Annotated in this window: 6 protein-coding genes; 1 reads left to right on the top strand and 5 read right to left on the bottom strand. The window is 43.6% G+C overall.

Annotation, left to right across the window (positions count from 1 at the left end):
- Positions 1–80: 80 nt before the first annotated feature.
- Both MA_RS04000 and MA_RS03995 read right to left on the bottom strand, forming a co-directional pair.
- The gene (locus MA_RS04000; protein ID WP_011020810.1) at positions 81–314 is read right to left on the bottom strand and encodes a type II toxin-antitoxin system HicA family toxin; all 234 of its coding nucleotides are present in this window, start codon (positions 312–314) and stop codon (positions 81–83) included.
- Entirely contained in the window at positions 311–523 is a 213-nt protein-coding gene (locus tag MA_RS03995; RefSeq protein ID WP_226990752.1) for a type II toxin-antitoxin system HicB family antitoxin, read from the bottom strand. The genes MA_RS04000 and MA_RS03995 overlap by 4 nt, the downstream gene beginning before the upstream one ends.
- A 443-nt stretch (positions 524–966) precedes the next feature.
- Between MA_RS03995 and MA_RS03990 the strand changes: the two genes are divergently transcribed.
- A complete protein-coding gene (locus tag MA_RS03990) occupies positions 967–4,830 on the top strand; it encodes an ATP-binding protein (protein WP_048064958.1) in 3,864 nt (1,287 codons plus the stop codon).
- 35 nt (positions 4,831–4,865) lie between these two features.
- On the opposite strand, the gene MA_RS03985 is transcribed toward MA_RS03990, so the two are convergent.
- From MA_RS03985 to lysS, 3 genes are all read right to left on the bottom strand, one after another.
- Positions 4,866–7,733 (bottom strand): DEAD/DEAH box helicase, encoded by a 2,868-nt coding sequence (locus MA_RS03985; protein ID WP_011020807.1) that lies wholly within the window; start codon positions 7,731–7,733, stop codon positions 4,866–4,868.
- A 502-nt stretch (positions 7,734–8,235) separates the two neighbouring features.
- Positions 8,236–9,885 (bottom strand): amidohydrolase, encoded by a 1,650-nt coding sequence (locus MA_RS03980; RefSeq protein ID WP_048066137.1) that lies wholly within the window; start codon positions 9,883–9,885, stop codon positions 8,236–8,238.
- A gap of 474 nt (positions 9,886–10,359) precedes the next feature.
- Positions 10,360–11,895: a lysine--tRNA ligase gene (gene lysS, locus MA_RS03975; RefSeq protein ID WP_011020805.1), complete on the bottom strand. Its 1,536-nt coding sequence runs from the start codon at positions 11,893–11,895 to the stop codon at positions 10,360–10,362.
- Between the last annotated feature and the right edge of the window lie 309 nt (positions 11,896–12,204).

Here is a 12,204-nt window from a genome sequence, read left to right as displayed (position 1 = left end):
CCCCTCAAATCATTCGATTGGAAATTCTACGATTGCGCCGCTGGTTTGGAGAAGAAAAGAAAAACTACGCCTTCGATTTATCAAACTTTTTTCCTTAATTCCTCATACGTCTCCCGAGAAATCCGGGTCTGCTTCAGGATTTCTTTAATCAGACCAGTGCCCAAATCTTCGTTTCCGTGAACAGGCACTACTGTTTTTCTGCCGTCAGGATGAACGTATCTCACATGGCTCCCAACCTGATGCACCTTTTGAAAGCCAAGCATCTCAAGTATTTTGCACATATCCCTTCCACTTACAGGAAGGAGCCTGCTCATACTTTTACCTCTACCTGCTGAATTCCAATAAATTTCAGCGGCAGGACATCTTCAAGTTCCTCAGCCCCAAGACAAACCTGGATCGCTTCCCTTATACGCTCCATAGCCTGCTCAACTGTTTTTCCCTGAGTATAACAACCCGGTATGTCAGGAACCTTTGCAACGTATACACCATCTTCGTCTTGTTCGATCAGAACCGTGTAATTCAAGCTCTTGCCTTCCATCTTTACCAGAATAACATTAGGGCTGTGAGTATTTAAAGATGATATGGAAACAAAAATAGAAGACAAAAATCAGCAAAAAGCCGTAGAAAGACCTGGAAATATCACTTTTTTTATAATATTTCCGCCCCAGCCCCCCTCAAATCCTTCGATTGGAAATTCGAAGGTTGCGCCGCTAACTTAGAATTTCCTGTTCCCAATTTATACTGCAGAAGATTGGAATTTATCATCAGAAACATTTAAAGCCTACTTGAGTTTTTCCGAGAAGTAGAACTCAATAAATGTTTAATGTATTTGCTTAGAGAATAATCCAGATAAATAGTCGAAAGCAAAATAGGAAAATATAATTAAAGGATATAGAAGCTTTATTTTATCTAAATATTTTTTAGAGATTAATGAGTTCAGAGTCAAAAAATGAACGGGAAGATCAAATGAGCTTTGGTGGAATTGTCGATGGAATTTTGGCCAACACTTTATATGATAGTGCCAAAAGAATAATTAAAAAATACCGTGATACTTACACAGATGTTTTTGATGATTCAATTAATGAAATGACACCAAAACACCCAAAGTTGACAAAGGTTCATATTGATAGTTTTTTATATGAATCTCCTGCGGAAAACTTAATGAAAAATTATATCGAACATCCAGAAAATTATATTAATTCTTCAGAAAAGAAATTATTTAGTGAAAAACTTATAGAAGAATTTATTATTTATTTTGAAGAAGGATATTTTTCGAGAGAAGAAGCTAAAGAAATTATAACTAATTTTATAGATATATTAGATGATAATATTCAAAAAAATCCAGACTTAAGAGGTAAATTAATATTAGACTATGCAAGAGATACAAATCAAGAGCTAAAAAAACATATAGAAGAAAGCCGAATTTATTTAAAGTCTTTTTTAACTTTAAACGAGTTCTTCTCTCGTTCCCTCGAAAGTACAAACCTGCTGAACCATAAATACCACTTTGTAGGCCGAAGTAATATTTTATCGCAATTAGATAGCTTCTTAGAATCTGACAAAAAGATAGCCCTTTTACCTGGAAGGGGAGGAATTGGAAAAAGTAGGATACTTTTTGAATTTGGGAAAAGTTTTGAATCAAAACACAATGAGTGGGAACTAAGATATGTTAGCGAAAATCCATTAACAGGGGATTCAATTCGTGAATTGCCTGAAAAAAAATGTATTATAGTGGTAGACGATGCCCATAGAAGAGAAGATATTATTACATTATTAGAAACGGCTCAACAAGCCGATGTTATAATAAAGTCCCCAATAAAAATAATTCTGGCTTTCAGACCTCACGGACGAAATTACATTAAAAACAGCTGCAATAGATGCGGATTTGATACTCGCGAAATTGAAGAAATTTCTGAAGTTGGAGAGCTTGAAAGAAAAGAAAAAGAGGAGCTTGGAAAAAGTATACTTGGATCAAAACATCATCAATATTTAGAACCTTTAATTAAAGTAGCCAAAGATTCCACTATAGTTTTAGTCCTCGGAGCACAACTTATTGCAGAAGATAACGTACAGCCAGCTCTTTTGGAACAAGACCAAGAGTTTCAAGAGACAGTTTTCAGAAGATTCAAGGAAGATATAATATCGGGTGTCATTAGTGAGGATCTTGACGCAACTTTTTGTAGAGACTTGCTTTCTATCATTTCGATATTATCTCCAATTCGAGAAGAAAATGAATTCATTGAAAGAGTGGCTAAATATTTACAAGTAAAAAAATCAAAGCTTAAAGGAGCAATTGATACTCTTAAAAGGAGTAAAGTACTCCATCCAGTGGGGTCTAAACTCAGGATAACCCCTGATGTTTTATCAGATCATATATTACACAATTCATGTATTACATCAGACGGTTGTTCAACTGGGTATTCTCAAGAAGTATTTGAAGCTTTTGGAGATGTATATCTCAAGAATATTTTAGAAAATTTGTCAGAATTGGACTGGAGAGTAACCAGACAAAATAGAGAAACTGACCTTTTAGTAGAAACATGGGAAAATATAGACGAACAATTCAAAAATTCATCAAACCTTGATAGAGCAATCTTATTGGGAAATTTAGATAAAGTGGCTTATTTTCAACCTCAGAGAACAGTGAGCCTAATTAAATATGCAATTAGTAACCCACTTAATAAATCCGAGAGTGACTGTACACAATTGTATGAATTCACTCACGAAGATGTATTAGGAAAAATTCCCCCATTACTAAAAAATGTTAGTTATAATTTTGAATACCTCCTCCAATCTTGTGAAATTCTTTGGGGTTTAGCTGAAAAAGAAATGGAAATAAAACATCAAAGTAATGATTTAAATGGTGCACTAAAAGTACTCGTAGATTTAGCCAAATATGAGATGTACAAACCTTTGGGATATAATTCCCAAATTCTTAGTTTTGTTGAAAAAAAGATAAAAAATTGTAAAGACCCGAAATATACTTGCTCACTTTTAGATATACTTGATCCAATACTAGAAAAAGAGATACTGTCAAATAAACTTGTAGGATACGAGATAAAGTTCATACCTTGGTCAATCCCTTATGAAAATACAAAAGAAATCAGAAGAAAAGCCATATGGTTAATTGAAAATCAACTAAAATCCGAATCAACTAAAGTTGTATTAAAAGCATTGAAAATTCATTCTGAAACATTGAATCCGCCTACTGGTTACTTTGGTAGGAAAGTTTCTACTGAAGAAATTATAAGATGGCTTCCAGAGCAAATGGAAATACTTAAAATTATAGAAGATTTTTCAAAAATCACGATAGATCCTATTGTTAAAATTCAGATCAAATCCTCACTTACTTGGCATGCTAGACAAACTAACCAGTCTGAGGTTGCAGATAAAGCCAGTTCAATTATAAAGTCTCTGCCTGAAGACTTTGATACAAAATTAATGAGAGCGATTTGGTATCATTATGACAGGGATTATGAAGACTTAGAGAAGAATAAGGAACAGATATTCCAAGAAATAGCAAGAGAATTCTTAGATAGATGTAATAATGAAGGTAAACAAGTTTTCAATTCTCTAAATGAAACCATTACCAAGTTCCAAATAAGTGAGATTACAATTTGCCCAGCTAACTTTTTGGTGGCTCTTTCCACTACAGATCATAAAATCGCTTGTGAGGTTTGCAATCATATTGTATCCGATACATCAAAGCCTTTAGCTAATTATTTGGAGTTTTTATTGTCAGGAATAAGAGGAAAAGATGAGAATACAGCTATAAGACTAACAGAGATTGCTATTAATAGTGATGATCTGATCCTCTGTCGTTCTGTAGCAGAGGGGTATGCAAATAGAGGATGGGCACTTAGACTAAAAAATGAAGAAATCAAAATAATAAAGAAATTACTAAGCTCGTTAGATATAGATACAAGAAGATTGGCTATTGAATCTCTTGGACATTTTCCCGATACCCAGAAGAATAAAGCTCTCGAAATTGCTTTAAGTATTGAAATTGGAGATAATGAGAAATTAGCTGATGCATACTGTAGTATATTTGATGAACACAGGATTTCACCTGTTGACTTAAATACAGAGCAACTAAAACTAATCCTAAAAAAAGTATCCCAAATTAAAATATTTGATGAGAACTTATGTTATTTGGAGACTTTTCTAACATATTGCAGTACCAGGATACCTGAGGAATTGGTCGATTTCCTTTTGGAAAGGATAGATTTAGATAAAAAAGTAAAATATAGTTCAGTCGATCGATTTCAACCTTTACCTTACAAAAATTTCTTTGACAAAGGATTAAATGGCATATCACTTAGTCCTCATTACAAAGAAATACTTCGGAAGGTCAGAGATCAATCTTTAGATCCAATGGATGAAGATTCATCTTGGCTTGCAAGGCTATATTATTACATTTCTGAAGATTTTTCATTAGATAGCTTGGAAGTTCTGAGCGAATGGATAGATATTGGAGATGAAGAAAAAATAAGGGTAGTTGGAACTCTTGTCAAAGAAGCACCCTCAGATTTCGTGTTTTCACACTCTGATTTTGTGTCAAATTTACTTACAAATGCACAAGAGATTAGCGATGATTGCTACAAAGAAGTAAGATCTGACTTATTAGAATCAGTTGAGAGTGAAGGAAGGTCAGGATTCGTCGGTGAACCAAGTTATGAAGACCAAAAGGTTCGTAATAGAGCTCAAGAATTTATAGAAATGTATCCAATTGGATCAACCACTTGGAATTTCTACAAATGGCTCTCAGAACGAGCCAAAAGATCAATAAAAGATTCGCTAGAAAGGGACGAAGAAACGACTGAAGATTAATAGTGGTTTTAAGATACTTTACCACTATTTCCCCCTCATTCCCAGAACTTCTTCGTCTTCACATACTGCCTCTCCGCCCTCAAAATATCCCTGTAAAACGCCTCTTCATCCACCCTCATCTTCTCAATCACCCTCGACGCCGTCTCAGGCCCGACCCCCCTGCTCGCAAGCGCAATAACAGCCTTTTTTCCCTGAGAGTTCACGATGCTGGCATTACGGTAGACTCTCTGGATGCGTTTCTTCTCCTCGGCTGAGACCGGGACGCCTTTTCCCTGCTTCCTGACCAGTTTGATTTCCTCGTCTTCCCAGGGCTTGAGGGCTGCAACCATTCTTGAGTCGCAGACCGGGCAGATGATTTCCTCGGGGACGTTTTTGACCTGGCGGCGAGAGGTCCATTTCTTGCAGGTCGTACAGAAGAGGATGATATTGTCGTTCATAATGCGTTCCTTTAAGGCAAGGACGATCGAACGGTCGGCTTTTTCCGGGGCTACGAGGTCTTTTTTCATGGCAAAGCCGGCTGAACCGATCGGGGTCGGGCCCGAGACCTCAACTGCAATTTCGCCGGCTGTAAGTTTTGTCAGGACTTCTTTTGCCCTGGGGACGTCGAGCATATCGTGGAAGATCTCGCGGACCACCTCGTCGTACATGGAAGAGCCCTCGTAGATTTCAAGGAGCTTTTTCATGCTGATCCTGTCGTAGTCGACGTCCCGGGAGAGGGCTCCGAACTTGCGGGCTACGTGGACCATTTTCCATTTCATCAGGGTCGTGTTCTTCAGGGTCATTTCGATGATGGGCTCAACGTGTTCCGGGCGGAGCGAGAGAAGCATGTCCCGGATCTGGATAGGGCCTACCCTGCGGGGGAGAGTAAGCCTGATCCTGTACGGGTCCACCTCTTGAGCGACACTGCTCCCGAAGCGGGCCGAAAGAAGAGAGGTCAGAACCCTTGCCAGCGTCCCGTTGGTGTTGTGCCCGAAACAGGCGTTCAGGGTCACAGCGTCTCCTTCGTCTTCGATTACGATCGTCTCGGCGTCCGGGAGCGGGAAATCTCCTTCAACCTGGTCCCGGATCAGGCGGATAAGTTCGAGTACGGCTGACCTGGAAACAGGATATTTCAACCGCAGTTTTTCGGCAACGGCTTCGTCCTCCAACCCATCCCGGAGGAGGGCAGCAATCTCAGCCCTGAGCTTTCCCACATCCTGGGCTACCTCAAAGGGCACGGGGATCTCTTCTCCGGTCCAGCTCGGGACTTCTCCCATACCCTCGACCGGTTCGACCTTGATCCGATCCCGGGAAGGCTCCCGTTCGCGGTCCGGCATCTCAATGACCCGCCACATATCCCCCTTTGTGATAAAAACGGCTCCGGGTTCGGCAAAGTTCACCACAAAGGCTTCGTCCAGCACGCCGATTGACCTGCCGCCAACGATGTCATAGATCTCGTACTTCTTTTCGTCCGGGATCATGGAAAGGTTATCGTAATAATATTGCCAGCTTTTCCTGCGTTTTTTCACAATCTGTGAGCCTTTTTCGTGCCAGACCAGCCTGTAGTCCCCGATCTGGTCAACAACCCGCTGTAGCTCTTCGGGCCGAAGATCTCTGAAAGGGTACGCCCGCCTGAGAATCCTGAAAATCTTTTCGATCCCGACTTCCCCGAAGTCCATAACCATGCCTGCAATCTGGTTAGCCACTACGTCCAGGGAGTTTACGTGCGGAGAAATGTCCTCAACCCTGCCTTCGAGTGCAGCTTTCGTAATTGCCATGCTCTCGGCAGTGTCATCAGCCTCCATGGAGAGGACCGTACCCCGCGAAACCTCATGCAGCCTGTGCCCTGCCCTCCCGACCCTCTGGAGCAGCCTTGAGACCTGGCGTGGAGATCCGTACTGGACCACCCGGTCAACGTTTCCGATATCGATCCCGAGTTCCATTGACGAGGTACAGATAAGGCCCCTGAGGGCTCCTGCTTTGAACGCCTCTTCGGCTTCAACCCTGGCTTCAAAAGAAAGGGAACCATGATGCACCCCGATGGATGCCCCCAGTTTCCGAAAACCTGCAGCAAGGGCTTCCGCGCTCTGCCGGGTATTCACAAAAATAAGAGTTGACTGGCTTTCTTCAACTATTTTCCGGATAAGAGACAGATGGGAGGCAAATTCAGGTTCGCAACCCACGGTCCTTGCAATTTCCATAACTTCCCGATCTTCGGCTTCTCCCGAGACCTGCGGGCTGATCACATCGAACTCCAGCAGCTTCAGAAGTGCCACTTCAATAACCGTAAAATCCCGGTTTGCCCCTGCCAGAAACTTTGCAATCTCCCAGGGATTCCCGACTGTTGCCGAAAGCCCTATCCTCTGGAACTCCCCTGAGATTTCCACAAGTCGCTCAAGCCCGATAGCCAGCTGGGCTCCCCGCTTTGAGCTCGCAAGCTCATGGATTTCGTCCACGACCACATGGGTAACAGTTTCCATGTTCTTCCGCAAACGTGAGCCGGAAAACATCGCCTGCAGGGTCTCGGGGGTTGTAATCAGCAAATCCGGAGGATTTCGGGACTGGCGCTGCCTTTCGCTTTGCGGGGTATCTCCATGCCTGACCTGCACCTTTATATCCAGCAGCTTCCCCATAACCTCAATTCTGGAGAGCATATCCCTGTTGAGCGCCCGCAGGGGTGTGATGTAAAGGGCAGAAATCCCACTCCGCTTCTCCGGCTTTTTCTTGAGGATAGCATTAAAGACCGGCAGGACAGCCGACTCGGTCTTTCCCGAGCCCGTTGGAGCAATCAGAAGGGTGTGTTTTCCATCCAGGATGTGAGGAAATGCCCTTTCCTGCGGCTCTGTGGGACGGGTAAAGCCCAGGGTCCTGAGAGCTTCCTGAATTTTCGGGTGAAAAGAGTTGAAGTCGTTATTGAAAGTCATTTTTCCTGAAATAGGTTTTTGGTTAGAATTTATTAGATAAACGTATTGAGTAGTAAATTTTAGTTAGAATGATTTAGTTGCTGTGTAGTTAATGATGATATAAATGCTTGTTATAAATGCTTGTGTGAAAGATAGTTCAATGAAATGAGCAATGAAATGAGCAATGAAATGAGCAATGAAATGAGCAATGAAATGAATTAAAAAATATCAGGAAGGAAATCCGAACTATCCCCATTACAGAGAATGTTCACACCCTATAAAACCGGTATGTTAAGAACATTAAACATTACAACACACCCAATTCACATATCCGAAACCAGAACCGATCCTGCAATATCCAGTCCGCCCATTGCGTCCGAACAAATTCATTTGTTTGAATCAGACTGGAGTTTCAAGGCTTTTTCAAGCGTGTTCTTGTAGATCTTATATCTTCATGAACACCATAAAGTTCTCTTCTTCCGATTGCCTGACCCGCCTTCTTTGGCAGTCTACTGCTCTTCATCTACTGCTCTTCACGGCGGTAAACACTTCGACCTTCCTTGATTGTTTCCACCACTTTGAGGTTGCGCACATCATCAGGTTTCACCTTCAAGGGATTCTTGTCAATGATTACGAGGTCAGCCAGCTTGCAAGCTTCAAGCGAACCTTTGGTTTTCTCCTCCCTGTATTGCCAGGCCGCATCGAGCGTGAGAGCCCTGAGTGCGGTCAAAACGTCCACGCACTGGTCAGGACCCAGCACCCGACCACTCCTGGTCTGACGGGTAATAGCTGTCCAGATGGTCATGAACGGATCGAGCGGTGTGACAGAGAAATCCGTGTGGTTGCTGAAACGAATGCCTCTGGCCTTTGACGCCGCCATCGGGCTGATGAAGGAAGCTCGCTCTTCACCGGTGTTCTGCACATGGATGTCACCCCAGAAGAAGACATGGTTAGTAAAAAACGAAGGAGTAAGCCCTATTTCCACATAGCGATCGAGCTGGTCATCCCGAACGAATTGAGAATGAACCACCACATCACGACGGTCCTGATCCGCTTTCACGCCGATTTCATCAAATGCTTTTATAAGGTTGTCAATGGCCCCATCGCCATTACAGTGGCAGTAAATGCGCGCACCGGTTGCATAGACAGCTGCCACCATTTTGGCAAAAGTCTCGTAAGGAAAAGTTGGCTCCCCACACCAGGCAAGTTCCCCTCCAGGCCCACGTGTGAGAAGGGGTTTTGACCAGTAGGCCGTCTTACCCTGGGGAGAACCATCACCAAACAGCTTCACACCCCCTAGCTTAAGACGATGGCGATACGCAGGGTCAAGGTTCTCTCCGCTGAACTGCCTCAGGTCGGTGACCATGGGGAGCACGACGAGGTCGAGGAAAAGGAGGTTTTTCTCCGCTGCTTTTCTGATCGTGACGAAATCAGCATAGTTCGTCGCACCTTCCTGAATCGTGGTGTAACCGTTGCGGGCGTACTCCAACTGCGCCTGCTTAAAGCTCGCGAATTTTTCCTCCTCTGCGGGCTGAGGCATATCGGCAAAAATAGGAAGAAATGCAGTTTCCATCAGGAGGCCGGCGGGTCTATTACTACCGGGAAGACGTGCAATAATGCCGCCAGCGGGCGTCTCTGTCTTCTCCGTCACATCCGCCTTAGCGAGACCGGCGGAATTCAGCACCGCCCCATGGTTTGATACGTGAATCAGCATGACAGGGTTATCCGGGAACACCGGATCAAGGTCGTTGATAGTGACATCACGTTTTTCATGTAGCTCGTTCGCATCGTAGCCATAGGCAATGATCCATTCACCTTTCTCGGGCTTCATCCTGTCAGCGTGTGCCTTAACAGTGGCAATCAAGCCCGGGATGTCCGTGACCGGCCCTACGGGCGGGGGTGAGACATTGGCCCAGCCGACAATCTGCAATGCATTATTGAAATGACTGTGTGCATCAAGGAAGCCAGGCAAAAGCGCCTTGCCGCCGAGATCAACGATTCTGGTGGTGTTGCCCCGTGTCTTCAGCACCTCCTCCTTGCTGCCTACTGCGAGTATTCTGCCATCCTTCACGGCTAGTGCTTCAGCCGTCGGCGCTGCGCAGTTCATAGTGATGATATCGCCTCCCTGGTAGATGACCTCAGCAACGGTACCCGGAGAAAAAGTCTGTCCCATGATGTCCCCCACGATTAATTCCCTTTCTAAAGAGTTCTACCCCCAGCAGTCTATATAACGCTGAAGCAATTCAATTTATGGAGGTAGATATATAAATTAGCGCACATTAATTTGCTTGTTGCTTACTTATAGATTCCCTTTTTTCAAAAACAAACATGAAACTCTTCAAATAACGCTCAAAATTGAAAAAATAAAAATAAAAATATGGAAAAAACAAAAAAATAAAAATAAAATCTGGAAAAAAGCAGGGAAAATTAAATTTCCGACAAGGCCTACTAAACTTATATGGGTTTCAGAATTCTTTAGGGTTCAATCTTCCTTTAGCTCAGTTTTCCTTCCGTCTCAGTCTTCCTTTAGCTCAGTTTTCCTTCTGTCTCAGTCTTCCTTTAGCTCAGTTTTCCTTCCGTCTCAGTCTTCCTTTAGCTCAGTTTTCCTTCCGTCTCAGTCTTCCTTTAGCTCAGTCTCCCTTCGGATTCAGTCCTCCCTTTTCATCTGCGGGAAAAGGATTACTTCCTTGATGGACTCAAGGCCCGCAAGAATCATTGTAAGGCGGTCGATTCCGAGCCCCATACCACCGGTCGGGGGCAGGCCGTATCCGAGGGCGTTTATGAAGTCATAATCAACGGTCTGGGCTTCAAGGTCTCCGAGCTTTCTTTTCTTGTCCTGTTCTTCGAACCTCTTTTCCTGTTCGAGGGGGTCGTTTAATTCTGAATAGCCGTTTGCCAGTTCCCAGCCGTTGAGGAAGAGTTCGAAACGCTCAACAAAACCTTCTTTTTCTCTGTGGTTTTTAGCGAGAGGGGAGTTTTCAACCGGGAAGTCGTAGATGAAAGTCGGGTTTACGAGCTTGTCTTCTACAAGACCTTCAAAAAGCAGGGCAAGGAACTCCCCATGACTCTTTGCCTTTTCGTAGTCCTCGATCCTGTTCTGGATTGCGATTTGCTTCAGTTCTTCAAGCGAATGGGAAAAGACGTCAAGACCCGCATACTCTTTTAAGGCGCCTTCCATGGAAATCCTCTTCCAGGGGGAGCGGAGGTTGATTGTGTTTTCGCCCATTTTGACTTCGTAGCCGCCTGTCAGCCTGAACACGAGTTCCGAGATCAGGGCTTCGGTTAAATCCATCATATCGTTATAATCCCGGTAAGCCTCGTAGACCTCGATCATTGTGAACTCGGGGTTGTGGGTGGTGTCGATGTCTTCGTTTCTGAAGTTTTTGGAAATCTCAAAGACCTTCTCGTAGCCGCCGACGACAAGCCTCTTGAGGTAAAGTTCCGGAGCGATCCTGAGGAAGAGGTTCTGCCCGAGGCAGTTGTGGAAAGTCTTGAAGGGCCTTGCATTTGCTCCTCCGTACACGGTCTGGAGGATTGGGGTTTCAAACTCCAGAAATTCCCTGTCAGCAAGGAACCTTCTGATTTCCGAGATGAGCTTGCTCCTCATTACGAAAATCTCCCTCTTTTCGGCATTGACTATGAGGTCAAGGTATCTCTTCCTGTACCTTGTTTCAACATCTTTTAAGCCGTGGAACTTCTCGGGGAGGGCGCAGAGGGATTTGGAGAGCAGAGAAAACTCGGATACGCTGATTGAATTTTCCCCTCTTTTTGTCCTGAAAAGCTCGCCCTGAATGCCTATGATATCTCCGGAATCCATAAGGTTCTTGAAAGTCGCGAATTCCTCGTCAGGGAGGTTCCCTTTCCTGATAAGAACCTGAATCCTGCCGGTCTGGTCCCCTAGATCGGCAAATATCATTTTTCCGTGCTTTCTGATATTGTAGAGCCTGCCTGCAGTCCGGACAGATAAGCCTTCGTTCTTTTCAAAGTCCTCGAACTTTACCAGGATCTCGCAGATATCCCCGTTCTTTTCGAATCTGTAGGGATAGGGATCGAGTCCCTGGCTTATGATACCGTTTAATTTTGCAAGTTTTGAGTCATCAAAAGCCCTGGAGCCCGATAAATCAACATCATCAGGCAGAGGCATATTTTCAGACGGGTCCGTATTGTTAATTTCCATAGTCATCGAATAAGTACATCCTTTTCAGGTGATACGAATAAATAAACCGGTAAATTGACCGGCAACTAACTGCCAAACTAAAGAAATCGATCAGTAAATCGATCTATTCCGATCAACAGCTGATCAGTAAGTAATCAGCAAATTGATCTATTCCGATCAACAGCTGATCAGTAAGTAATCAGCAAATCGATCAGTAAGTTGGCCATAAATCAAGAATCAAAAATCAGCCAGACCCAAAGCAGAAGAGAGTTTGAAAAGTTTATCCGGGTCATGTGAGTTCTGCATCCCTTCTATGGCCGAATGTTGAAATCTGAA

Source organism: Methanosarcina acetivorans C2A, assembly GCF_000007345.1.
Classification (GTDB): domain Archaea; phylum Halobacteriota; class Methanosarcinia; order Methanosarcinales; family Methanosarcinaceae; genus Methanosarcina; species Methanosarcina acetivorans.
This window is presented reverse-complemented; position numbering and strand designations above follow the sequence as displayed.

Excerpts from the sequence above, each read along its gene's own strand:
- MA_RS04000 (WP_011020810.1), bottom strand. The coding sequence starts at position 314 with ATGAGCAGGCTCCTTCCTGTAAGTGGAAGGGATATGTGCAAAATACTT.
- MA_RS03990 (WP_048064958.1), top strand. The coding sequence starts at position 967 with ATGAGCTTTGGTGGAATTGTCGATGGAATTTTGGCCAACACTTTATAT.
- MA_RS03980 (WP_048066137.1), bottom strand. The coding sequence starts at position 9,885 with ATGGGACAGACTTTTTCTCCGGGTACCGTTGCTGAGGTCATCTACCAG.
- MA_RS03985 (WP_011020807.1), bottom strand. The coding sequence starts at position 7,733 with ATGACTTTCAATAACGACTTCAACTCTTTTCACCCGAAAATTCAGGAA.
- lysS (WP_011020805.1), bottom strand. The coding sequence starts at position 11,895 with ATGACTATGGAAATTAACAATACGGACCCGTCTGAAAATATGCCTCTG.